Genomic DNA, 22,896 nt, shown 5'->3' on the forward strand with positions numbered 1-22,896 from the left:
TGTGGTCGGGAGCGGGAACCTACTGGTTCTGGTTCTCGCCCCGGTAGAACTCGAAGACCCATCCGAAGATGCCGATCAGGATGATCGGGGCGGCCCAGAACATCAGCCACCAGCCGAAGATCACGCCCAGGAAGGCGAGCGCGCCACCGAGCGCCAGCGACAGCGGCTGCCAGCTGTGCGGGGCGAAGAAGCCCAGCTCGCCGGAGTCGTCCGCGACCTCGGCCTCGGGGTTGTCACCCGCGCCGCTGTCCACCCGGCGGGCGGTGAAGGCGAGGTAGTACCCGATGAAGGCGCACAGGCCGAAGGCGAGGAACAGCGCCGTGGTACCGGCGGCCTCCAGGCCCGGGCCCGAGTGGTTGGTCCACAGGCCGTAGGTGATGGCCATCGCCAGCACGAAGACCGACAGGCCCAGGAAGATCTTTCCCTGTTCCTTCATCAGGCGTCACCCTCCTGCTTGCCCTTGCCCAGCTTCGGGGCGTCGTACTTCGCCGGGGTCACACCGGCGAGGTGCTTGGCCGGCTCGCCGTGGTTCTCCAGGTAGTCCAGCGCGGCGATCTCCGGGTGGTGGAGGTCGAAGGCCGGGGATTCGGAGCGGATCCGGGGCAGCGTGAGGAAGTTGTGCCGCGGCGGCGGGCAGGAGGTCGCCCACTCCAGGGAGCGGCCGAAGCCCCACGGGTCGTCCACGGTGACCTTCTCGCCGTACTTGGCGGTCTTCCAGACGTTGTAGAGGAACGGCAGGATCGACAGGCCGAGCACGAAGGAGCCGATGGTCGAGACGGTGTTCAGGGTGGTGAAGCCGTCCGAGGCCAGGTAGTCGGCGTAGCGGCGGGGCATGCCCTCCGCGCCGAGCCAGTGCTGCACCAGGAAGGTGGTGTGGAAGCCGAAGAACAGCGTCCAGAAGGTGATCTTGCCGAGGCGCTCGTCCAGCATCTTGCCGGTCATCTTCGGCCACCAGAAGTGGAAGCCGGCGAACATCGCGAACACGACGGTGCCGAAGACCACGTAGTGGAAGTGGGCGACGACGAAGTACGAGTCCGAGACGTGGAAGTCGATCGGCGGCGAGGCCAGCAGGACACCGGTCAGACCACCGAAGAGGAAGGTGACCAGGAAGCCGACCGTCCAGAGCATCGGCGTCTCGAAGCTCAGCGAGCCCTTCCACATGGTGCCGACCCAGTTGAAGAACTTCACACCGGTCGGGACCGCGATCAGGAAGGTCATGAAGGAGAAGAAGGGCAACAGCACCTGTCCGGTGACGTACATGTGGTGCGCCCACACCGTCACGGACAGACCGGCGATCGCGATGGTGGCCGCGATCAGGCCGGAGTAGCCGAACATCGGCTTGCGGCTGAAGACCGGGACGATCTCCGAGACGATGCCGAAGAACGGCAGCGCGATGATGTACACCTCGGGGTGGCCGAAGAACCAGAACAGGTGCTGCCACAGCATCGCCCCGCCGTTGGCGGGATCGAAGACGTGTGCCCCGAACTTGCGGTCCGCCTCCAGGGCGAACAGCGCGGCGGCCAGCACCGGGAAGGCCAGCAGGACCAGCACCGAGGTCAGCAGGACGTTCCAGACGAAGATCGACATCCGGAACATCGTCATGCCCGGAGCGCGCATGCAGATGATCGTGGTGATGAAGTTGACCGCACCGAGGATCGTGCCGAAGCCGGAGAAGGCCAGACCCATGATCCACATGTCGCCGCCGACGCCGGGCGAGTGCACCGCGTCCGACAGCGGGGAGTAGGCGAACCAGCCGAAGTCGGCCGCGCCGTTCGGGGTCAGGAAGCCGCAGACCGCGATGGTCGAACCGAAGAGGTACAGCCAGTACGCGAACATGTTCAGACGCGGGAAGGCCACGTCCGGGGAGCCGATCTGCAGCGGCATGATCCAGTTCGCGAAACCGGCGAACAGCGGCGTCGCGAACATCAGCAGCATGATCGTGCCGTGCATCGTGAACGCCTGGTTGAACTGCTCGTTCGACAGGATCTGGGTCCCGGGACGAGCCAGCTCGGCACGCATGACCAGGGCGAGGATGCCACCGATCAGGAAGAACGCGAACGACGTGCCCAGGTACAGGGTGCCGATCGTCTTGTGGTCAGTGGTGGTCAGCCACTTGATGATGGTCGAACCCGGCTTCCGGGTCCGCTGCGCCCCGACCGTGACGGCCTCGGCGCCCCCGCCGGCCGCGGCGGGCTCGTTGAGGATGGTCACTTCGCTTCACTTCCCATGGTGATGACGCCGGAGGGCACCGCGCCGTTCTGGCCCTTGGCGCGAAGCTCGGCCAGGTGCTTGTCGTAGTCGGCGCGGTCGACGACCTTGACGTTGAACAGCATGCGCGAGTGGTCGACGCCGCAGAGCTCGGCGCACTTGCCCATGTAGTCGCCCTTGACGGTCGGGGTGACCTCGAACTTGTTCACCACGCCCGGCACGACGTCCATCTTCATCATGAAGTTGACGGGCCAGAAGTCGTGGATGACGTCACGAGAGGTGAGCCGGAACTGCACCGTCTCGTTGACCGGCAGCCAGAGCGTCGGAGCGTCCTTGGGCGTACCGACGTCGTACGCGGCGTCCTTGTTGGCCGGGTCGGGGGTCTCGGTGTTCTCGTAGTTGAACGCCCAGCTCCACTGGAAGCCGACCACGTTGACGTAGTGCTGCGGCTTCGCCGAGACCTGCGTCAGCTTCGCCTCGTCGCGGGCGACGAAGTAGAAGAGGACCGAGACGATGATGATGGGGACCGCGGTGTAGAGCGCCTCGATGGGCACGTTGTACCGGGTCTGCGGGGGGATCTCCACACCGGTGCGCTTGCGCCGGTGGAAGATCACGCTCCAGATGATCAGACCCCACATCAGTACGCCGACCACCAGCGCCGCGATCCAGGAGCCCTGCCACATCTGGAGGACCATGGGTCCTTCCTTGGTGACGGGGCTCGGGAGGCCAAGCCTGGGGAGGTCGTTGGCCGAGCAGCCGGTGGCGGTCGCGATGACGAGGCCCAGTGCCAGCGCCTGAGGCAGCTTCCGCCGCATCGTGCGCCGCGGCGAGCGGTCGGAGCCGTTGGGACTCACGTAGCGCCTTCCCGAAGTCTCGCCCGCCTTCGCGTCGCACCGGGAGGGGAGTGTGAGCCCCTCCGGCGACCCGTCCACGGGCACGGTTTGAATGCTTATGCGGGCCAAACCCTACTCCAGCCTTATGCGCTCCTGACGGGCAGCCCCCGGTAACGCGCCGCCCGGTCGCCCGATCAGGCCCGGCATGGGCTGCGTCGCAGGTCATCGTAGGCATTCGAGGTCCATACGCCCGATCGGGGGATGACCTCGAACAACGCGGGTGACGGCCCGTCGGTACCGGACGAAGCGGACATTCGGGGTGATCGACTGACGGCCGGTGAGCAATCCGGGCGGAGTAGCGCGCTCCCGGGTGTGTCGTCGAATGCGTGCCGTTAAATGTGACCGTGTATTTCGACGTGGCTTCGACGGCTCCCCTGCACCCCGTCGCGCGGCAGGCGCTGACCGCCGCCCTGGACGAGGGCTGGGCCGACCCGGCCCGGCTGTACCGCTCCGGCCGGCAGGCCCGGATGCTGCTGGACGCCGCCCGCGAGACGGTCGCCGCCGTCCTGGGCGCGCGGCCCGACGAGATCTCCTTCACCGCCAGCGGGACCCAGGCCGTCCAACTCGGCCTGCTGGGCGCGCTCGCCGGCAACCGGCGGCGCGGCGGGCACCTGGTGCACTCCGCGGTGGAGCACTCCAGCGTGCTGCACGTCGCCGAACGGCACGAGGCGGGCGGGGGCGAGGTCTCGGTCGCCCCGGTGGACCGCGCCGGCCGGGTGGACCCGGCGGCCTTCGGCGCCCTGCTGCGCACCGACACCGCACTGGCCGCGCTGCAGAGCGCCAACCACGAGGTGGGGACCGTCCAGCCGGTCGCCGAGGTCGCCGCGCTCTGCGCCGGGGCCGGGGTGCCGCTGCTGGTGGACGCCGCCCAGAGCGCCGGCCGGGTCGACGTCCCGGCGGGCTGGTCGCTGCTGACCGCGAGCGCGCACAAGTGGGGCGGGCCGCCCGGCGTCGGCGTCCTCGCCGTGCGCAAGGGAGTCCGGTACGCCTCCCCGCTGCCGGCCGACGAGCGCGAGGGCGGGCGGGTGCCCGGCTACGTCAACGTCCCGGCGATCGTGGCCGCGGCCGCCTCGCTGCGCGCCGTACGGGCCGAGGCCGAGCGGGAGAACGCCCGGCTGCACGCGCTGGTGGAGCGGATCCGCGGCCGGGTGCCGCAGTTGGTGCCCGAGGTGGAGGTGGTCGGCGACCCGGTGCGGCGGCTGCCGCACATCGTCACCTTCTCCTGCCTCTACGTGGACGGCGAGGTGCTGCTGACCGAACTGGACCGGGCGGGCTTCGCGGTCTCCTCCGGCTCCTCCTGCACCTCCTCCACCCTGACGCCGAGCCATGTGCTGGCCGCGATGGGCGTGCTCACCGAGGGCAACGTCCGGGTCTCGCTGCCGTACGGGACGGCTGAGGCGGACGTGGACCGCTTCCTCGCCGTGCTCCCGGACCTGGTGGCCGGCGTCCGGGCACCGCTCGGGCTGGACCTGCCCGCGCCCGCGAGCGCCACCGAGTCGCTGCTGGTCATCGATGCGCTCGGAAAGCGCTGTCCGCTGCCGGTGATCGAGCTGGCGAAGCGGATCGGCGAGGTGCCGGTGGGGGGCACGGTCGCCGTGCTGTCGGACGACGAGGCGGCCCGGCTGGACGTCCCGGCCTGGTGCGGGATGCGCGGGCAGGAGTACGCGGGCGAGGCCCCGGCCGCCGACTACGGCGGCGACCGGGGCTCGGCCTACCTGGTGCTGCGCCGCTCCTGACCGGAGCGGGCCGTACGGAGGACTACTTGACCAGGTGCGCGCGGATCTCCGCGGCGGCCTCGGCGCCGTAGGCGGCCTCGAAGCGCTTCAGGAAGCCGGTCGGGCGCAGCTCGTACTCCTGGGTGCCGACGGTCTCGATCACCAGGGTGGCGAGCATGCAGCCGAGCTGGGCGGCGCGCTCCAGGTCGAGCTCCCAGGACAGACCGGCCAGGAAGCCGGCCCGGAAGGCGTCGCCGACGCCGGTCGGGTCGACCTTGGCCTCCTCGACCGGGCAGCCGACCAGGATCGGGGCCTCGCCCTTGCGCTCGATCCGGACGCCCTTGCTGCCCAGGGTGGTGACCCGGGTGCCGACGCGGGTGAGCAGTTCCTCGGCGTCCCAGCCGGTCTTGGTCTCGATCAGCGCGGCCTCGTACTCGTTGGTGAACAGGTACGAGGCGCCGTCCACCAGCTCGCGGATGTCGTCGCCGTCGAGGCGGGCCAGCTGCTGGGAGGGGTCGGCGGCGAAGGCGTAGCCGCGGGTGCGGCACTCCTGGGTGTGGCGGACCATGCCCTGGGGGTCGTCGGCGCCGATCAGGACGAGGTCGAGGCCGCCGACGCGGTCGGCGATCGGCTTGAGCTCGATGTTGCGGGCCTCGGCCATGGCACCGGTGTAGAACGAGGCGATCTGGTTGTGGTCCTCGTCCGTGGTGCACATGAAGCGGGCGGTGTGCCGGGTCTCGGAGATGTGGACGGACTCGCAGTCCACGTTGTTGCGCTCCAGCCAGCTGCGGTACTCGGCGAAGTCCGCGCCGGCGGCACCGACCAGGATCGGCCGGAGCCCCAGCACGCCCATGCCGAAGGAGATGTTCGGCGCGACCCCGCCGCGGCGGATGTCCAGGGCGTCGACCAGGAACGACAGCGACACGGTGTGCAGCTGCTCGGCGACGAGCTGGTCGGCGAACCGACCGGGGAACGTCATCAGGTGGTCGGTGGCGATCGAGCCGGCGACGGCGATACGCACGGAGGTCTCCTCAAGATGGCAACAGGGCCAGCGGGCACGGATGAACCCACCCACGGTACCCGTCCGGGACGGCCCGCCAGCAAGAGTCCGGAAAGCTGCCGCCACCGGTCCCGCGGCCGGGGTGGCACCCCGGACCCTCGAACGTGTACTACCTCCGGGTAGCACTGGTGGGCCCCCGGAGCCGGGCCTAGGGTCGGCCGCAGGAGTCCCGCCGGACCGGTGGGGCCCGTCGGCGACCGTGGCGGTTGCGGCCACGGCTCTGGATCGGAGCGATGCCCGATGATGCCCAAGCACTCCCCGCTGACCGCCCTCCGGGCCGAGGCGGACGGCGAGACCCTCGACGCGCTGGTCAGCTCCTCCCGACGGCTGCGCCGGTTCTGGCCCCAGGTCGCGGCCGGGCCGGAGCCCGCCGCCGCCCCCGTGCCCGTCGGCGTCCGGGTGCCGTCCGGGGCGCAGCGGCTGGTCGCCGGGATGGCCGAGTACGGCCTCTGAGGGGCGGCGGGAACCGGATCCGACCGGGGCACGTCACATCCGCGCGGAACGGCCGGGACGGCGCCGCTGAGCCCTCGGGAGGATGTGCAGATGGATCTGGAGACGATGCCCCGCCGTGGTCGGCGGGCGGTTGCCCTGGCAGTGGCCGCGCTGGCGGCGGTGGTGACCCTGGCCGGCTGCGGCGGGGACGGCAAGGGCTCCGGGGACTCGGCGGCGAGCAGCGCGACGGCCTCCGCGAGTTCCCCGGCGTCGGCGAGCGCCTCCCCGCAGGCCCCGACCGCCTCCGGTTCGCCGTCCGCGGGGGCCGCGACGGCGAGCCCGTCGGGTCAGGCGCCGACCGGCTGGTCCCCGACCCCGGCCGAGCCCGCCCCCGGGCAGCCCTCCGCGGCGGCCACTCCCCCGGTCAACGGGATCGCGCCCGGTGAGCCGGACCCGGCCGGTAAGGGAACGGCCAACCCCAATGTGCGGCCGCCGGTCGGCTACCGGCTGGACGGCAGCAACAAGCTGACCGTCTACTTCTTCGGCGGGGTCTGCACCACGTACGCGGTGAAGGCGGACGAGTCGCAGCAGGGCCAGGTGGGCGTCACGGTCGTGCCCGGTCCGCCGACCGTCCAGCCGGGGCACGTCTGCACCGCGATGGCCAAGCGGCAGGCCGTCTCCGTCGACCTGCGCTCTCCGCTGGCGGGGCGGACGGTGGTGGACCGGACGAGCGGCCAGGAGGTGCCGATGGAGGGCGACCCGCACGCGGGCCTGGACCCGGTGACCCCAGACGGCGCGGCGCGCTAGGACTGCGGCCGGAGCAGCTGGAACCGCTGGAACGCGTGAGGCGGCCCCCGGGAATCCCGGGGGCCGCCTCACCGCTTCTCGCTCAGTGGGCCTTGGGGCTCAGCTGAAGGAGTCGCCGCAGGCGCAGGAGCCGGTGGCGTTCGGGTTGTCGATCGTGAAGCCCTGCTTCTCGATGGTGTCGACGAAGTCGACGGTGGCGCCGCCCAGGTACGGGGCGCTCATGCGGTCGGTGACGACCTTGACGCCGCCGAAGTCCTTCACCACGTCGCCGTCGAGCGAACGCTCGTCGAAGAACAGCTGGTAACGCAGGCCGGAGCAGCCGCCGGGCTGGACGGCGACGCGCAGCGCGAGGTCCTCGCGGCCTTCCTGCTCCAGCAGGGCCTTGACCTTGGCCGCGGCGGCATCGGTAAGGAGGATGCCACTCTCGACGGTGGTCTCGTCCTGGACGGTCATCTGCTTTCTCCCGGTCTTTGACGACGGTCTGCCGCCAGTGCCAACCAACGACCCTCCGGTTTCATTTCCCGGACGGTGATGGAATTCTTCGGCCTGTTCGACGGCGGATCTTCCGTGGGCCGGGTGTGCCACCCGTGTCCCCATACGCTCCCCATGCTCGCACAACCGGGGAGGACGGGGCACCGCCCACGTCATGGATCCGGGTGAACGGGCCCCGCGGCCGCGCCCCGGGCGCCAGGATGGTCGGCATGATCCTTCGCCAGGTCAGGGACACCGCCGCGGACGCGGAGGTCGTCTCGGAGCTGTCCCTCGCCGCGTTCGCCGCACCGTCCGGCGACCCCGCGCGGCCGCCGACGCCGACGCCGCTGCAGCTGGCCAGGACCAGGCACCTGGCGCGCACCGATCCCGGGGGCTGCTGGCTGGCGGAGAGCGGCGGGCAGGCGGTCGGGGTGGTGCTGTCGATGCGCCGCGAGGGCCTGTGGACGCCCTCGCTGTTCGCGGTCCGGCCGTCGGCACAGGGCCAGGGGGTCGGACGGCTGCTGTTCGAGCGGGCGCTCGCCCACGCCCGGGGCTGCTTGCGCGGGATGGTCTGCGCCGCCGACTCCCCGGCGGCGGCCCGCCGCTACCGGCTGGCCGGGTTCACCCTGCACCCGGCGATGCGGCTGACCGGGCGGGTGGACCGGGAGGGGCTGGTCGACCCGGGCGACATACCGGTGCACCCGGGCAACGCCCGCCACCTGCACCTGCTGGACTCGGTGGACCGCCGGCTGCGCGGGTCCGCGCACGGGCCCGACCACGAGCTGATGCTCGGGCACTTCGAGGAGCTCCTCGTCGCCGACGCGCTGGCCGGCAGCGGCTACTGCTACCGGGACGGCGGCACGGTGCGGCTGCTGGCGGCGACCAGCAAGCGGATCGGGGCCCGGCTGCTGCGGGAGGCGCTGGCCCGGGTGCCGGACGGGGCCGAGGCGCGGGTGGAGTACCTGACCGCCGAGCAGGAGTGGGCGCTGGACGTCGGGCTGGAGGTCGGGCTGACCCCGGAGACCAGCGGCTTCGTCGGGGTGCGCGGGATGCGGCCGCCGAGCCCGTACCTGCCGAGCGGGGCGTTCCTGTAGCGCGAACGGCCGGCGGACGCGTACGGCTCGTCGAGGCGCGTACGGCTGAGAACGCGTACGGCCCCCGACCGGCGGACCGGTGGGGGCCGTACGGACGACGGGGCCTCGATCAGGCCATGGTGTCCAGGATCTCCTTGACCATCGCCATGGTCGTGCCCGGGTGCAGGAAGGCGAAGCGGGCGACCGTCTCGCCGTCCCAGCCGGTCGGGGTGACGAAGCCGATCTGGTCCGCGAGCAGCTGCTGCGACCAGCGGTAGTAGTCGTCGTTGGTCCAGCCGGTGCGCTTGAAGCAGACGGCGGAGAGCTGCGGGTCGAACAGCAGCTCCAGGTGCTCGGTGTCGCGGATCAGCTGGGCGGTGTCGCGGGCCAGCTGGAGGCCGGTCTCGATGGCGTCGGTGTAGGCCTGGACGCCGTGGACGGCCAGCGAGAACCAGAGCGGCAGGCCGCGGGCGCGCCGGGTCAGGTGGTAGGCGTAGTCGGTGGGGTTCCACTCGTCGCCCTCGGTGTGCAGGACGTCCAGGTAGGAGGCGTCCTGGGTGTGCACGGCGCGGGCGAGCTGCGGGTTGCGGTAGATCAGCGCGGCGCAGTCGAAGGGGGCGAACAGCCACTTGTGCGGGTCGACCACGAAGGAGTCGGCGTGCTCGATGCCGTTGTAGCGCTCGCGCACCGACGGGGCGAACAGGCCCGCTCCGCCGTAGGCGCCGTCCACGTGGAACCACAGGTCGCGCTCGCGGGCGACCTCGGCCAGGCCGGCCAGGTCGTCGACGATGCCCTCGTTGGTGGTGCCGGCGGTGCCGACGACGGCGATCACCGTCTCGGGGTTCGGGTCGGCGGCCAGGGCGGCGCGCAGCGCCTCGCCGGTGAAGCGGCGGTTCACGGTCGGCACCTTGAAGGCCTCGACGCCGATGATGTTGAAGGTGTTCTTGACCGAGGAGTGCACCTGGTCGGCGACGGCTATCCGCAGCCGGGCCTCGGGGCCGACGCCGAGGCGGCGGCGGGCGGTGTCGCGGGCGACCACCAGGGCGGAGAGGTTGCCCGCCGAGCCGCCGGAGACGAAGCAGCCGCCGGCCGAGGCGGGCAGCCCGGCCCGGTCGGCGATCAGGCGCAGCACCTGGTTCTCGGCGGCGATGGCGCCGGCCGCCTCCAGCCAGGAGATGCCCTGGAGCGAGGCGCAGGAGACGACCATGTCGAACAGCAGCGCGGCCTTGGTCGGGGCGCACGGGATGAAGGACAGGTAGCGGGGGCTGTCGGCGGAGATGACCGCGCGGGACAGCTCGTGGTCGTACAGCTTGAGCACGTCGGCCGGGTCGTTGCCGTCCTGGTTGAGCAGGCCGGCCAGCTGGGCGCGCAGGTGCTCGCCGTCACCGGGGTGGTCGAGCGGAACGGGGTCGTACTGCAGCCGCTCCCGCATGTAGTCGAAAACCAGGTCGACCAGTTCGTTGTCGGGCCGGTGCATGCGGTCGGGTGCTGCGGACACGGCTGTCCCTCTCGGCTGTGGGTGTCGGCGGGGGGATCCGGTCCGCGGGACGCCTCACCGCACTGACCGGACGTGATCAGCGTAGGCAGCGGCGGTGCTCCGCCGCGCGTCGGAACGCGGCTGGTCAGGCAGGTTTCGAGCGTCTTCGCAGGGGGCCGCGCAGGATTCCTGCGTACCCCTGGCGCGGGTCAGCCGATCAGCTGGGAGAGGACAACCGAGGAGCGGCTGCGCTGGACGCCGGGCTCGCGCCGGATCCGCTCGATGACGGCCTCCAGGTGGCGCATGTCGGCGGCCCGCAGGTGGACCAGGGCGTCCGGGTCGCCGGTGACCGTCCAGGCGGCGACCACCTCGGGGAACTGGCGCAGGCTGGCCAGGATCTCCTCGGGGGCGGTGCGCTCGCGGCAGTAGACCTCGACGAAGGCCTCGGTCTGCCAGCCGAGCACGGCCGGGTCGAGCACCACGGTGAAGCCCCGCACGACGCCGCGCGCCCGGAGCCGGTCGATCCGGCGGCGCACAGCGGTGGCGGACAGGTTCACCTGGAGACCGATCTCGGCGTAGGAGGCGCGGCCGTCGCTGCCGAGGCGGGCGAGGAGCTGCCGGTCGGTCTCGTCCAGGTCGGCCCCGATCACCTCGTGCGCTCGGCTGCTGGTCATCGGTGCGGGGCTCCACGGTCGTGCGGGGGTCGAGGGCGCGTCCCGGCGGCGGCCGGTGCTGCCGGCGCCGCTGCCGAAACGGTTCGCCACCCATTCTGGCGGATGAGCTGAACGAGGTCACCGCCGACGGAGGACGACGAGGAGGCGGTCACTCCACCAGGAGGACGATCTTCCCCCTCGTGCGGCCCTCGGCGCTGAGGGCCTGGGCGGAGGCGGCCTGGGCCAGCGGGAAGGTGGAGGCGACGGTGACGGTGAGCCGGCCGTCGTCGGCGAGGGCGGCGAGTTCCGCCAGGCCCGCCGCGTCCGGGCGGGCCCAGACGTAGCGGCCGCCGAGGGCCTTGACCCCGAAGTCGGTGACCGAGGCGATCCGGCCCGGGTCGGACACCAGGTCCGCCGAGACCTGGACGGCGCCGCGGCCGACCAGGTCGAGGGCCGCGTCCACACCGTCCGGGGCGAGCGCCCGGACCCGCTCGGCCAGGCCCTCGCCGTACGTCACCGGCTCGGCGCCGAGGCCGCGCAGGTAGTCGTGGTTGCGCTCGCCCGCCGTGCCGATCACCCGGGCGCCGCGGGCCCGGGCGATCTGGACGGCCAGGTGGCCGACTCCGCCGGCCGCGGCGTGCACCAGGACCGTCTCCCCCGCCCCGACCCGCAGGGCGTCCAGGCTCTGCAGCGCGGTGAGCCCGGCCAGCGGCAGGCCGCCGGACTGCGCCCAGTCCAGTGCGGCGGGACGGCGGGCCAGGGTGCGGACCGGGGCGGAGACCAGTTCGGCGTAGGTGCCGTGCTCGACGGCGTCCTTGCGGACGTAGCCGTACACCTCGTCGCCGGGGGCGAACTCCGTCACCCCGCCACCGACGGCGCGGACCACGCCCGCCACGTCCCAGCCCATGACCAGCGGGAAGTGCGCGTCCAGCAGGCCGTCCAGGGCGCCGTCGCGGACCTTCCAGTCCACCGGGTTCACCCCGGCCGCCCGGACCTGCACCAGCACCGAGTCGGGTCCGACCCTGGGGTCCGGGCGGTCGGTGTACTCGACGACCTCGGGACCGCCGTAGTGGTTGATCGTGATTGCTTTCATGGGCTCAGCCATACCCGTGGGCTTCGAAATATCGATTCGGCGACGGCGGGAAGCATCCGTTTCGCCGAGCGGTTCTCGTCACATCGACAGAATGGCCGTCGTCACTCTGACGCTAACCGGTTAGAATAGATAGCGTCAGATAGACGAGAAGGCCCCACCGCTAGCTCGGCCGCACAGAAGGGCACCCGCCCGTGACCACGACCATCACCGAGACCTACGGCGTCGACCCCAGCCCGACGCCGCTCGCTCTGCTGCTGCTCGGCCGGGAGGCCGACCCGAACAGCGAGCGCGGAGTCGAGTGCCCGGGCGACCTCCCCCCGGCCTCCGACCCCGACCTGGTCGAACGCGCCCGGGCGGCCAAGGCCGCGCTCGGCGACCGCGTCTTCATCCTCGGCCACCACTACCAGCGCGACGAGGTCATCGAGTTCGCCGACGTCACCGGTGACTCGTTCAAGCTCGCCCGCGACGCCGCGGCCCGCCCGGAGGCCGAGTACATCGTCTTCTGCGGCGTGCACTTCATGGCCGAGTCCGCGGACATCCTCACCAGCGAGCGCCAGCAGGTCGTGCTGCCCGACCTCGCCGCCGGCTGTTCGATGGCCGACATGGCCACCGCCGAGCAGGTCGCCGAGTGCTGGGACGTGCTGACCGACGCCGGCATAGCCGACGTGACCGTCCCGGTCTCGTACATGAACTCCTCCGCCGACATCAAGGCCTTCACCGGCAAGCACGGCGGCACCATCTGCACCTCCTCCAACGCCCAGCGCGCCCTGGAGTGGGCCTTCGAGCAGGGCCAGAAGGTGCTCTTCCTGCCCGACCAGCACCTCGGCCGCAACACCGCCGTGCGGGACATGGGCCTCTCGCTGGACGACTGCGTCCTCTACAACCCGCACAAGCCGAACGGCGGCCTGACCGCCGAGCAGCTGCGGGACGCCAAGATGATCCTCTGGCGCGGCCACTGCTCGGTGCACGGCCGGTTCAGCCTGGACTCGGTGAACGACGTCCGCGAGCGGATCCCCGGCGTGACCGTCCTGGTGCACCCCGAGTGCAAGCACGAGGTCGTCTCGGCCGCCGACATGGTGGGCTCGACCGAGTACATCATCAAGGCCCTGGACGCCGCCGAGCCCGGCTCCAAGTGGGCCATCGGCACCGAGCTGAACCTGGTCCGCCGGCTGGCCAAGGCGCACCCGGACAAGGAGATCGTCTTCCTGGACCGCACGGTCTGCTTCTGCTCGACCATGAACCGGATCGACCTGCCGCACCTGGTCTGGGCGCTGGAGTCGCTGGTCGAGGGCCGGGTGCCGAACGTGATCACCGTCGACCCGGAGACCGAGAAGTACGCCAAGGCCGCGCTGGACCGGATGCTGGCCCTGCCGTAGTCCGGCCGCGCCGCACGCACGAAGGGCGGGCCCCCTCCGGTGGGAGGGGGCCCGCCCTTTCGTCTGGCAGCAGCCGCAGGGTTACTCGGGGAAGCCCGGGATCACGCCCTCGCCGTCGGCCATCAGCAGCTCGCGGACCTCGTCGATCGTCGCGTCGGCGCTCGGCAGGATCAGCTCGGACGGCTCCAGCGAATCCAGCGGCACCGGGGTGCCGTACTGCTTCACCGCGTCCAGCAGCTTGCCGTAGGCCTGGCGGAAGAGCTCCTCGTCCCCCGAGTCCACTGCGGTGACGAGCTCGGCGTCGAGCTCGTTGAGCAGGTTCAGGTGGGGCTCGCCCACCTCGAACTGCCCTTCACCCATGACCCTCATGATCATGCCGTGCGTCTCCCTGGTTCGTGGGGTCGAGCTCAGATCACTTGTTGTAGTTGATGCGCGGGGTGTCCTGCGACGGCGCGTCGTGCGGCTGCTGGGCCGGCTTGCCCTGCTCGATCGCGGCCGGACCGGCGGCGGGGCCACCGGACAGCTCGGCCTTCATCCGGGCCAGCTCCAGCTCGACGTCGGAACCGCCGGCCACCCGCTCCAGCTCGGCCTCGATGTCGTCCTTGCGGCCGAGACCGCTGGCGTCGTCGAGCGCGCCGGAGGCCAGCAGCTCGTCGATCGCGCCGGCCCGGGCCTGCATCTGCGCCGTCTTGTCCTCGGCACGCTGGATGGCCAGGCCGACGTCGCCCATCTCCTCCGAGATGCCGGAGAAGGACTCGGCGATGCGGGTCTGCGCCTGGGCCGCGGTGTAGGTGGCCTTGATGGTCTCCTTCTTGGTGCGGAAGGCGTCCACCTTGGCCTGGAGGCGCTGGGAGGCGAGGGTGAGCTTCTCCTCCTCGGCCTGCAGCTGCTGGTACTGCGTCTCCAGGTCGTTGATCTGGGACTGCATGTTGGCCTTGCGGGTCAGCGCCTCGCGCGCGAGGTCCTCGCGGCCGAGGGACAGCGCCTTGCGGCCCTGGTCCTCGTACTTCGCGGACTGCTGCTGGAGCTGGGTCAGCTGGAGTTCCAGGCGCTTGCGCGAGGTCGCGACGTCCGCGACACCACGCCGTACCTTCTGCAGCAGTTCGAGCTGCTTCTGGTAGGAGTAGTCGAGCGTCTCACGGGGATCCTCCGCCCGATCCAAGGCCTTGTTCGCCTTGGAGCGGAAGATCAGCCCCATACGCTTCATGATTCCGTCGCTCATGGGCCTCGGGTGCCCCCTTCTCCGGCCTGCGGTCTTAATCTCGTTACCAGACACGACGAGTGTATGTGCAGCGAGCCCGTCGCCGCAGTGCACCTGCCTGCAACAAGACTGCTACAGCGACCAGCGGCAGTTCCTCATCCCCGGGGTGGATCCGCCTCTCATCCTCCCCATAGTCCATCCGACTGATCCCCTACGGGAAGGGGCCGGGAACCCCGGTTCGCGACTCGGCCGGACGGATCGATATGCGTTTGGGTCCGAGGGGACCCGTGGTCGCCGCGCCGCACCCCGTACGCTGGGGGTGTGTTCCGACGCCGTTCAGATGATGCCGCCGCCTCCGCCACCGTGCTGGAGAAGCAGGACGAGACGCCCCAGGCCCGCCACCCGCAGGCCAAGAAGGGCCGCCCCACCCCCAAGCGCAGCGAGGCCGAGGCCAACCGGCGTACCCGGGTCACGGTGCCCAAGGACCGCAAGGAGGCCTCCCGCCAGGCCCGCGACCGGATGCGGGTCGAGCGCGAGAAGCAGCGCCAGGCGCTGATCGACGGCGACGAGCGCCACCTGCCGGCCCGTGACAAGGGCCCGGTGCGCAAGTTCGCCCGCGACTACGTGGACTCCCGCTGGTCGCTCGCCGAGTTCTTCCTGCCCGCCGCCGTGGTCATCCTGGTGCTGAGCATCATCAAGGTGCCCACCCTGCAGCTGCTGTCCACGCTGCTGTTCCTGCTGTTCTTCGTCCTGGTGATCCTGGACTTCGCGCGCCTCGGCTTCGGCCTGCGCAAGCAGCTGGGCGAGCGCTTCGCCGGGCAGAACACCCGCGGCGTGGTCGCGTACGGCATCATGCGCACCCTGCAGATGCGCCGGCTGCGCCTGCCCAAGCCGCAGGTGCGGCGCGGGGAGAAGCCCTGACCGCCGAACCGGTGGACTCCGGCTGGGCCCCGCCGTCCTGGGAGGGGCCCGGCCTGTACGCCCTGCCCGGGCAGGGCGGCACGCTCCCCGGCCAGGGCGACGGCGGCCACGACCGGCTCGGCCAGGAGCGCCGGCTGCCCTCCCGCAGCGGCTCCTTCGCCGGCGGCACCGGCGCCTGGCTGGACCGGCTCGGCGGACTGCGCAACTTCGTCCGGCAGGAACTCGTCTCCCGGCAGCTCGCCGAACAGCTGGCCGGCCGCACCGCGCAGCGCGTCCTCGACATCGGCTGCGGACAGGGCACCCAGGCCCTGCGGCTGGCCCGGGCCGGCCACTACGTCACCGGGATCGACTCCGACCCGGTCGCGCTCGGCGTCGCCCAGGGGGCGCTCGCCGAGGAACCGCCCGAGGTGCGCGGCCGGATGCAGCTGCTCAGCGGCGACGGCCACCAGTGCGGGCGCTGGTTCGGCCCGCGCAGCTTCGACGTGGTGCTCTGCCACGGCGTCCTGATGTACCTGCCCGACCCGGACCCGATGATCGCCTCGCTGGCCCGGCTGCTGGCGCCCGGCGGACTGCTCTCACTGCTGGTCCGCAACCGCGACGCGCTCGCGCTGCGGCCCGCCGCCGCCGGTGACTGGCGGGCCGCCCTGCACGCCTTCGAGAGCGACCGGTACTACAACCGGCTCGGGCTGGCCGCCCGCGCCGACCGGCTCGCCGACCTGTCCGTCACCCTCTCCGAGGTGTCCGTGCCGCTGCGGCACTGGTACGGCGTCCGGGTCTTCACCGACAACGCGCCCGACGACGCCGCCCCGCCGGTGGACGGGCGGCAGCTGGCCCAGCTGCTGGAGGCCGAGGACCGGGCCGGCCGCACCGACCCCTACCGGCAGGTCGCGGCGCTGCTGCACGTGATCGGGGCCAAGTAGGGCCCGGGGCCCGGGGGCTCAGCCCTCGTGCAGGCTCATCGAATAGACCTTGCCGCCGTCCTCCAGCAGGACCGCGGTGTCCACGCCCTCCTCGGCGAGCTGCTTCCAGGTCTCCCCGATCCAGGTCTCGGCGTCACCCTGGCCGGCGAACTCCTCCTGGCCGAGGCTCGACGTCACCGCGCTGCCGTCCGCCTTCTCGTACCGCCACGTCCAGACCATGCCCGGCTCCTCCCACTGACGCTGCCTGCCTTGTGTGCTGCGCACCATAGCTTGCCCGGCCCGATCTTCCGTATGCCTGTCCGGCAGGATGGTCGCCATGGCGACCTACCCCCCGCTCCCCCGCACGCTGCTGCTCGGCGGCGCGCGCTCCGGCAAGTCCACCCGCGCCGAGCAGCTGCTCGCCGACCGGCCGGACGTCCTGTACGTGGCCACCGGCGGCACCCGGGACGGCGACGCCGAGTGGGCCCAGCGGATCGCGCTGCACCGGGACCGCCGGCCGGACAGCTGGCGCACCGCCGAGACCTGCGAGCTGGAGGCCGTACTGGCCGACACCGCCGACCCGGCGCCGGTACTGATCGACTGCCTGGCGCTGTGGCTGACCGCGGTGATGGACGAGTGCGACGCCTGGGACGACGAGGCCTGGGCGAACGGGGCCGAGGAGGCGGTGCAGCGCCGCTGCCGGTCGCTGGCCGCGGCCTGGGCGGCCACCTCGCGCACGGTCGTCGCGGTGAGCAACGAGGTCGGTATGGGCGTCGTCCCCGCCACCGCCGCCGGGCGGCGCTTCCGCGACACCCTGGGCCGGCTCAACATGGACGTGGCCGATGCCTCGGAACGGGTGCTCCTGGTCGTCGCGGGACAGGTTCTGACGGTCAAGCCCGGCCCGCACACCCACGGCGTGTAGCCTTCCGGACGATGGACACGACCGTGGATCTCGATACGTTCTCCTCGCTCGTCGAGCGCCCCGACGACAGTGCCCGGCGCGCCGCCGAGGAGCGCTGGCAGGAGGCCGGGCGGCCGCGCGGCGGCCTCGGCAAGCTGGAGGAGCTGGGCAGCTGGCTCTCGTCCGTGCAGGGGCGCTCCCCCGTACGACCGGTGTCGGCGCCCAAGGTGCTGCTGTTCGCCGCCGACCACGGCGTGGCCGCGCTCGGGGTCTCCCGGCTGCCCGCCCAGGGCGGCACCGCGGCCCGGGTGCGGGCGGTGCTCGACGGCAGCGCGCCGGTCGCCCGGCTGGCCGCGCGCTACGGCGCGGACCTGCGGGTGATCGATGTCGCGGTGGACACCGACCCCGCGGACTTCCCGGACGAGGTGGTCGCCCACCGGATCCGGCGCGGCTCCGGCCGGATCGACATCGAGGACGCGCTCACCCCGGAGGAGACCGTACGGGCCTTCCGGGCCGGCATGGCCGTGGCCGACGAGGAGGCCGACTCCGGCACCGACCTGGTGCTGCTCGGCGACCTCGGGGTCGGCTCCACCACGGTGGCCGCCGTCCTGGTCGGCGCGCTGTGCGGAACGGACGCGGCGGCGGTCTGCGGACGCGGCTCCGGCATCGACGACCGGGTGTGGATGGTCAAGTGCGCCACCATCCGGGACTCGCTGCGGCGGGCCCGGCCGGTGCTCGGCGACCAGCTGGCACTGCTCGGCGCCACCGGCGGGGCGGACTTCGCCGCCATCACCGGCTTCCTGCTGCAGGCGGCCGTCCGACGGCTGCCCGTGGTGCTCGACGGCGTGGTCTCCTCGGCCTGCGCGCTGGTCGCGCAGCGGATCGCCTTCCGGGCCCCGGAGTGGTGGCGGGCCGGGCAGTCCAGCGGCGAGCCGGCCCAGGCGAAGGCGTACGACCGGCTGACCCTGACGCCGTTGCAGGACCAGGGGGTCACCATGGGCGAGGGCGTCGGCGCGGTGCTCGCGCTGCCGCTGCTCCAGGCGGCGGGCGACGCGCTCGCCGAGGAGGCGCCGCGGCCGTTCGTGCCGTCGGCGCCGAAGGAGCAGCCGAAGCTGCCCTCGGCGGCCGATCTGCTGCGGCGGCTGTAGCGGCCGGGAGGTCGGACGGCCCGGCGACCGGGCGTCGCCGTCCGGGCCCCGGGCACGTGGCCTTCCGCCCCGCGCCGTTCCCCGCGCCCCTTTCGGGACGCGGGGATTCTGCTTGTCCGGGGGCCCGGGGACTTCTGTTGTGGGGTGCGGTGCGGTGAAGGAGTGGGAGTGATGGCCGACGGCGGCGAGCGGGTGACCTGGGGCGAGGGGCTGCGGTTCGCGTTCGGAACGCTGTCGGTGCTGCGGGTGCGGGTGGAGCGGTGGGACCAGGCGGCGGGGGGCCGGGCGATGACGGCGGCCCCGGTCGTCGGGGTCGTGCTGGGCGGGATCGCGGCCGGAGCGGGGGCGCTGGTGGCCTGGCGGGCGGGCGGCCTGCTCGGGGCCGTGACGGCGGTGGGCGTCCTGGCCGCGCTGACCAGGGGCCTGCACCTGGACGGTCTGGCGGACGTCGCCGACGGGCTGGGCAGCGGCAAGCCGGCCGAGGACGCCCTGCGGATCATGAAGCAGTCCGACATCGGACCGTTCGGCGTCCTGACCCTGCTCCTGGTGCTGCTGGCCCAGGTCGCCGCGCTGGCCGGTCAGTTCGGGCACTCGGTGCCGCGCGGCGCGCTCGCGGTGCTCGCCTCGGCGGTGGCCGCCCGCTGCGCCCTCGCCCTGGGCTGCCTGCGGTCGGTGCCGGCCGCCCGTCCGGGCGGGCTCGGGGCGATGGTGGCGGGCACCGTGCCACCCGTCGGGGCCGCAGCCGGAACGGCCCTCGCGGCGCTCGGCCTGGCCGCGGCCGGATCGTTCGACGGATGGTCAGCCCTGCGGCTGCCGCTGGCCCTTGTGCTCGGCACTGGCTGCGCCGGGCTGCTGCTCGCACGGTGCGTCCGCCGGTTCGGCGGGATCACCGGGGACGTGCTCGGCGCCATGGCGGAAACCGCCGCCACCGGGACGCTGTTCGCCTTGGCGTTGCTCGGCTGACACCGGGCGGCGCGTGATCCCACCATGCGGACTACCATGCGTGAAGCACCGCAGCCCTGCACCGTGGCAGGTCCTGCCCGCCCGGCGCACCGAGGAGCCGGGGCCTCTGGTGTGCGCGGCCGCTGTCGGCGGACGCGCGCGCCAGGGGGCCCGGAACCGCAGGGCCCGCCGGCGGACGGCCTGCGACGGCGGGCTGCGCCGGTGCGGCAGTCACGCCGCGACCGGCCGTGGACCGCGAAAGAACAGGACGCATTACGTGACTGCATTGTCTGTGAGCACCTCCTCCGCCGCCTCGCTGCGCGCGGACGCCCTGGTGGTCGGTGTCGCTAAGGGCCCCAAGGGCATTGTGCTGGCCCCTGGCGCCGAGGCCGTGAACGAGGCGTTCGAGGGCAAGCTCGCCGAGGTCCTCGGCACCCTGGGCGCGACCGGCGCCGAGGGCGAGACCGTCAAGGTGGCCTCCCCCGCAGGCCTGAAGGCCGCGCTCGTACTCGCGGTCGGCCTCGGCGAGGCGGCCGAGGGCGGTTACGAGCCGGAGGCGCTGCGCCGCGCCGCGGGTGTCGCCGCCCGTGCCCTGGCCGGTGTCAAGAAGGCCGCGCTGGCCCTGCCGGCCGAGTCCGCGGAGGAGGTCGAGGCGGTCGCGCTGGGCGGCCTGCTCGGCTCGTACGCCTTCGGCACGTACAAGGGCAACGGCAACGGCAAGGAGCCGGTCGGCGAGCTGGTCGTGCTGACCGTCCGCAAGGGCAGCAAGGACGCCAAGGCCGCCGTGGAGCGGGCCACCGCGATCGGCGAGGAGATGAACCGCGCCCGCGACCTGGTCAACACCGCCCCGAACGACCTGACCCCGAAGATCTTCGCCGCGATCGCCCAGGCGGCCGGCAAGGAGCACGGCCTCAAGGTCGAGGTGCTGGACGAGAAGGCGCTGACCAAGGGCGGCTTCGGCGGTCTGCTGGGCGTCGGCAACGGCTCGACCAACCCGCCGCGGCTGGTCAAGGTGGCCTACACCCACCCGAAGGCGAAGGCCTCGCTGGCCTTCGTCGGCAAGGGCATCACCTACGACTCGGGCGGCATCTCGCTGAAGCCGGCCGGCCACAACGAGACCATGAAGTGCGACATGGCCGGCGCCGCCGCCGTGTTCGCCGCCGTGGTCGCCGCCAAGCGCCTGGGCCTGACCGTCAACGTCACCGCCTGGCTGGCACTGGCCGAGAACATGCCGTCCGGCTCGGCGACCCGCCCGGGTGACGTGCTGCGCATGTACGGCGGCAAGACCGTCGAGGTCCTGAACACGGACGCCGAGGGCCGCCTGGTGCTGGCCGACGCGATCGTGAAGGCCGGCGAGGACAACCCGGACGTCATCATCGACGTGGCGACCCTGACCGGCGCGATGGTGCTGGCCCTGGGCACCCGCACCTTCGGCGTGATGGCCAACCGCGACGAGCTGCGCGAGAACCTGCACGCCCTCGCGGGCGAGGTCGGCGAGCAGTCCTGGCCGATGCCGCTGCCGGCCGAGCTCAAGAAGGGCATGACCGACTCGACCATCGCCGACCTGGCCAACATGGGCGAGCGGATGGGCGGCGGCCTGGTGGCCGGCCTGTTCCTGCAGGAGTTCGTGGCCGAGGGCATCGACTGGGCGCACCTGGACATCGCCGGTCCGGCGTTCCACGAGAGCGCGCCGTTCGGCTACACCCCGAAGGGCGGCACCGCGAGCGCGGTGCGCACCCTGGTCCGCTTCGCGGAGCAGACGGCGGCCAACGGCAAGGCCTGATCCCGCAGGGCCGACCGGTTGGCCTGATCTATGGCCCCGGTCCTCGCGGACCCGAGCCCGGACGGGGGCCCGGCGCGTGTGCGCCGGGCCCCCGTCGGCGTCCCCGCGCGGGTTACCTGCGAGTAGGCCGGGACGGCCCACCGCACCTCTGTTCGCCACGGGCGAAACTTTGTTCCGCACTGCGGAAGAGGCGGCTCCGCAGGGGGCGGAAGACGCCCGTCCGGCGGCTGCCAACAAGGCTTTGAGCTGCGATGATGCCCTTCCGTCGAGGGTGTTGCCGCCCCGGTGACCACTCCTTGGGACACCCCTGGGGCGGACCCGGACATCAGCCACCGCGAACAAGTGCGAAGATGTATTTCCGGCACGACTGGGCGCCCCACAAAGGCTTCCGACCCACCGGACCGCGACCGGCCCGGCGACCCACCCCATTGCATGGAGGACGTGACGTGGCGAACGACGCCAGCACCGTTTTCGACGTAGTCATTCTCGGAGGCGGAAGCGGCGGTTACGCCGCGGCGCTCCGCGCCGCTCAGCTGGGTCTGAGCGTTGCCCTGGTCGAGAAGGGTGAGCTGGGCGGCACCTGCCTGCACCGCGGCTGCATCCCGACCAAGGCTCTGCTGCACGCCGCCGAGATCGCGGACGAGACGAAGGAGGCCGCCGAGTTCGGCGTTCTGGCCACCTTCCAGGGCATCGACATCAACGGCGTCCACAAGTACAAAGACGACGTCATCGCCGGCCTGTACAAGGGCCTGCAGGGCCTGGTGGCCTCCCGCAAGGTGACCTTCATCCAGGGCGAGGGCAAGCTCTCCTCGCAGACCTCGGTGGACGTGAACGGCCAGCGCATCGAAGGCCGCCACATCGTCCTGGCCACCGGCTCGGTCCCGCGCTCGATCCCGGGCCTGGAGATCGACGGCAACCGCGTGATCTCCTCGGACCACGCCCTCAAGCTCGACCGGATCCCGAAGTCGGCCGTCATCCTGGGCGGCGGCGTCATCGGCGTCGAGTTCGCCTCGGTCTGGAAGTCCTTCGGCGTCGAGGTCACCATCGTCGAGGCGCTGCCGCACCTCGTCCCGCTGGAGGACGAGAACTCCTCCAAGCTGCTGGAGCGCGCGTTCCGCAAGCGCGGCATCAAGTTCGAGCTGAAGGCCCGCTTCTCGGGCGTCGAGTACACCGAGACCGGTGTCCGCGTCTCCACCGAGAACGGCAAGCAGATCGACGCCGACCTGCTGCTCGTCGCCATCGGCCGCGGCCCGGTCTCGGCCGGCCTCGGCTACGAGGAGAACGGCGTCGCGATGGACCGCGGCTACGTCCTGGTCGACGAGTACATGCGCACCAACGTGCCCACCATCTCGGCCGTCGGCGACCTCGTCCCGACCCTGCAGCTCGCCCACGTCGGCTTCGCCGAGGGCATCCTGGTCGCCGAGCGCCTGGCCGGCCTCAAGCCGATGCCGATCGACTACGACGGCGTCCCGCGCGTGACCTACTCCAACCCGGAGGTCGCCTCCGTCGGCATCTCCGAGGCCAAGGCCGTCGAGCTGTACGGCAAGGAGAAGGTCGTCACCCTGAAGTACAACCTGGCCGGCAACGGCAAGAGCAAGATCCTGAAGACCGCCGGCGAGATCAAGCTCGTCCAGGTCAAGGACGGCGCCGTGGTCGGCGTCCACATGGTCGGCGCCCGCATGGGCGAGCAGGTCGGCGAAGCCCAGCTGATCTACAACTGGGAGGCCCTGCCGGCCGAGGTCGCGCAGCTCATCCACGCCCACCCGACCCAGTCCGAGGCCCTGGGCGAGGCGCACCTGGCGCTGGCCGGCAAGCCGCTGCACGCGCACGACTGATCGCGCCC

The 22,896-nt window shown here is 72.2% G+C and carries 22 protein-coding genes and 1 pseudogene; 12 read left to right on the forward strand and 11 right to left on the reverse strand.

Features of this window, described 5'->3' with window-relative positions; all coding sequences use genetic code 11:
• Nucleotides 1–19: 19 nt before the first annotated feature.
• Genes ACZ6Z8_RS06285 through ctaC form a run of 3 tightly spaced genes read right to left on the reverse strand, consistent with a single transcriptional unit; the run spans nucleotide 20 to nucleotide 3,062 of the window.
• Nucleotides 20–436, reverse strand: coding sequence for a cytochrome c oxidase subunit 4 (locus ACZ6Z8_RS06285; protein WP_402815828.1), 417 nt, complete (start codon nucleotides 434–436; stop codon nucleotides 20–22).
• Nucleotides 436–2,211 (reverse strand): aa3-type cytochrome oxidase subunit I, encoded by a 1,776-nt coding sequence (gene ctaD / locus ACZ6Z8_RS06290; RefSeq protein ID WP_380415424.1) that lies wholly within the window; start codon nucleotides 2,209–2,211, stop codon nucleotides 436–438. The genes ACZ6Z8_RS06285 and ctaD overlap by 1 nt, the downstream gene beginning before the upstream one ends.
• Nucleotides 2,208–3,062 carry an aa3-type cytochrome oxidase subunit II gene (gene ctaC, locus ACZ6Z8_RS06295; protein ID WP_402815830.1) on the reverse strand — a complete coding sequence of 285 codons (855 nt, stop codon included), beginning with the start codon at nucleotides 3,060–3,062 and terminating at the stop codon, nucleotides 2,208–2,210. The genes ctaD and ctaC overlap by 4 nt, the downstream gene beginning before the upstream one ends.
• Before the next feature lie 383 nt (nucleotides 3,063–3,445).
• On the opposite strand from ctaC, the gene ACZ6Z8_RS06300 reads away from it, so the two are divergent.
• A complete protein-coding gene (locus ACZ6Z8_RS06300) occupies nucleotides 3,446–4,837 on the forward strand; it encodes an aminotransferase class V-fold PLP-dependent enzyme (protein ID WP_465606846.1) in 1,392 nt (463 codons plus the stop codon).
• A gap of 22 nt (nucleotides 4,838–4,859) precedes the next feature.
• Here ACZ6Z8_RS06300 and ACZ6Z8_RS06305 read toward each other — a convergent pair whose 3' ends face one another.
• Nucleotides 4,860–5,837 (reverse strand): carbohydrate kinase family protein, encoded by a 978-nt coding sequence (locus ACZ6Z8_RS06305; protein WP_465606848.1) that lies wholly within the window; start codon nucleotides 5,835–5,837, stop codon nucleotides 4,860–4,862.
• A 279-nt stretch (nucleotides 5,838–6,116) separates the two neighbouring features.
• Between ACZ6Z8_RS06305 and ACZ6Z8_RS06310 the strand changes: the two genes are divergently transcribed.
• Both ACZ6Z8_RS06310 and ACZ6Z8_RS06315 read left to right on the forward strand, forming a co-directional pair.
• Nucleotides 6,117–6,329 carry a hypothetical protein gene (locus ACZ6Z8_RS06310; protein ID WP_465606850.1) on the forward strand — a complete coding sequence of 71 codons (213 nt, stop codon included), beginning with the start codon at nucleotides 6,117–6,119 and terminating at the stop codon, nucleotides 6,327–6,329.
• A 90-nt stretch (nucleotides 6,330–6,419) separates the two neighbouring features.
• Complete coding sequence (locus ACZ6Z8_RS06315) at nucleotides 6,420–7,115, forward strand: hypothetical protein (protein ID WP_465606852.1); 696 nt, start codon at nucleotides 6,420–6,422, stop codon at nucleotides 7,113–7,115.
• Between the two features lie 99 nt (nucleotides 7,116–7,214).
• Here the strand turns inward: ACZ6Z8_RS06315 and erpA are convergent, their stop codons facing one another.
• Nucleotides 7,215–7,568 (reverse strand): iron-sulfur cluster insertion protein ErpA, encoded by a 354-nt coding sequence (gene erpA, locus ACZ6Z8_RS06320; protein ID WP_030282750.1) that lies wholly within the window; start codon nucleotides 7,566–7,568, stop codon nucleotides 7,215–7,217.
• A 248-nt stretch (nucleotides 7,569–7,816) separates the two neighbouring features.
• Here erpA and ACZ6Z8_RS06325 point away from each other — a divergent pair, with 248 nt between their 5' ends.
• On the forward strand, nucleotides 7,817–8,680 hold the full coding sequence (locus ACZ6Z8_RS06325) for a GNAT family N-acetyltransferase (protein WP_465606854.1): 864 nt from the start codon (nucleotides 7,817–7,819) through the stop codon (nucleotides 8,678–8,680).
• Nucleotides 8,681–8,789: 109 nt separating this feature from the next.
• Here the strand turns inward: ACZ6Z8_RS06325 and ACZ6Z8_RS06330 are convergent, their stop codons facing one another.
• From ACZ6Z8_RS06330 to ACZ6Z8_RS06340, 3 genes are all read right to left on the reverse strand, one after another.
• Nucleotides 8,790–10,157, reverse strand: coding sequence for a pyridoxal phosphate-dependent decarboxylase family protein (locus ACZ6Z8_RS06330; protein ID WP_465606856.1), 1,368 nt, complete (start codon nucleotides 10,155–10,157; stop codon nucleotides 8,790–8,792).
• A 188-nt stretch (nucleotides 10,158–10,345) separates the two neighbouring features.
• The gene (locus ACZ6Z8_RS06335; protein WP_270147404.1) at nucleotides 10,346–10,810 is read right to left on the reverse strand and encodes an Lrp/AsnC family transcriptional regulator; all 465 of its coding nucleotides are present in this window, start codon (nucleotides 10,808–10,810) and stop codon (nucleotides 10,346–10,348) included.
• Nucleotides 10,811–10,958: 148 nt separating this feature from the next.
• A complete protein-coding gene (locus ACZ6Z8_RS06340) occupies nucleotides 10,959–11,882 on the reverse strand; it encodes an NADP-dependent oxidoreductase (RefSeq protein ID WP_465606858.1) in 924 nt (307 codons plus the stop codon).
• Between the two features lie 191 nt (nucleotides 11,883–12,073).
• Between ACZ6Z8_RS06340 and nadA the strand changes: the two genes are divergently transcribed.
• A complete protein-coding gene (gene nadA, locus ACZ6Z8_RS06345; protein ID WP_465606860.1) occupies nucleotides 12,074–13,258 on the forward strand; it encodes a quinolinate synthase NadA in 1,185 nt (394 codons plus the stop codon).
• An 81-nt stretch (nucleotides 13,259–13,339) separates the two neighbouring features.
• Here the strand turns inward: nadA and pspAA are convergent, their stop codons facing one another.
• Together pspAA and ACZ6Z8_RS06355 are read right to left on the reverse strand one after the other, a co-directional pair.
• Nucleotides 13,340–13,633: a PspA-associated protein PspAA gene (gene pspAA / locus ACZ6Z8_RS06350; RefSeq protein ID WP_465606862.1), complete on the reverse strand. Its 294-nt coding sequence runs from the start codon at nucleotides 13,631–13,633 to the stop codon at nucleotides 13,340–13,342.
• Between the two features lie 37 nt (nucleotides 13,634–13,670).
• Nucleotides 13,671–14,456: a PspA/IM30 family protein gene (locus ACZ6Z8_RS06355; RefSeq protein WP_465607490.1), complete on the reverse strand. Its 786-nt coding sequence runs from the start codon at nucleotides 14,454–14,456 to the stop codon at nucleotides 13,671–13,673.
• A gap of 324 nt (nucleotides 14,457–14,780) precedes the next feature.
• Here ACZ6Z8_RS06355 and ACZ6Z8_RS06360 point away from each other — a divergent pair, with 324 nt between their 5' ends.
• Nucleotides 14,781–15,380 (forward strand): DUF3043 domain-containing protein, encoded by a 600-nt coding sequence (locus tag ACZ6Z8_RS06360; protein WP_465606864.1) that lies wholly within the window; start codon nucleotides 14,781–14,783, stop codon nucleotides 15,378–15,380.
• A gap of 179 nt (nucleotides 15,381–15,559) precedes the next feature.
• Nucleotides 15,560–16,300 carry a methyltransferase domain-containing protein gene (locus tag ACZ6Z8_RS06365; RefSeq protein ID WP_465607492.1) on the forward strand — a complete coding sequence of 247 codons (741 nt, stop codon included), beginning with the start codon at nucleotides 15,560–15,562 and terminating at the stop codon, nucleotides 16,298–16,300.
• Between the two features lie 18 nt (nucleotides 16,301–16,318).
• Here the strand turns inward: ACZ6Z8_RS06365 and ACZ6Z8_RS06370 are convergent, their stop codons facing one another.
• Nucleotides 16,319–16,519: a hypothetical protein gene (locus ACZ6Z8_RS06370; protein WP_465606866.1), complete on the reverse strand. Its 201-nt coding sequence runs from the start codon at nucleotides 16,517–16,519 to the stop codon at nucleotides 16,319–16,321.
• Nucleotides 16,520–16,628: 109 nt separating this feature from the next.
• On the opposite strand from ACZ6Z8_RS06370, the pseudogene cobU reads away from it, so the two are divergent.
• The 5 genes and pseudogenes from cobU to lpdA form a co-directional block, all read left to right on the forward strand.
• Nucleotides 16,629–17,201, forward strand: a pseudogene (gene cobU / locus ACZ6Z8_RS06375) (bifunctional adenosylcobinamide kinase/adenosylcobinamide-phosphate guanylyltransferase); the annotation flags it as partial.
• Nucleotides 17,202–17,212: 11 nt separating this feature from the next.
• Complete coding sequence (locus ACZ6Z8_RS06380; protein ID WP_465606868.1) at nucleotides 17,213–18,328, forward strand: nicotinate-nucleotide--dimethylbenzimidazole phosphoribosyltransferase; 1,116 nt, start codon at nucleotides 17,213–17,215, stop codon at nucleotides 18,326–18,328.
• Between the two features lie 171 nt (nucleotides 18,329–18,499).
• Nucleotides 18,500–19,291: an adenosylcobinamide-GDP ribazoletransferase gene (locus tag ACZ6Z8_RS06385; RefSeq protein ID WP_465606870.1), complete on the forward strand. Its 792-nt coding sequence runs from the start codon at nucleotides 18,500–18,502 to the stop codon at nucleotides 19,289–19,291.
• A gap of 256 nt (nucleotides 19,292–19,547) precedes the next feature.
• Nucleotides 19,548–21,053 carry a leucyl aminopeptidase gene (locus ACZ6Z8_RS06390; protein WP_465606872.1) on the forward strand — a complete coding sequence of 502 codons (1,506 nt, stop codon included), beginning with the start codon at nucleotides 19,548–19,550 and terminating at the stop codon, nucleotides 21,051–21,053.
• A 446-nt stretch (nucleotides 21,054–21,499) separates the two neighbouring features.
• Complete coding sequence (gene lpdA / locus ACZ6Z8_RS06395; protein ID WP_402815844.1) at nucleotides 21,500–22,888, forward strand: dihydrolipoyl dehydrogenase; 1,389 nt, start codon at nucleotides 21,500–21,502, stop codon at nucleotides 22,886–22,888.
• The last annotated feature ends 8 nt before the right edge of the window (nucleotides 22,889–22,896 follow it).

It is taken from the genome of Kitasatospora sp. NPDC101108 (assembly GCF_055584725.1).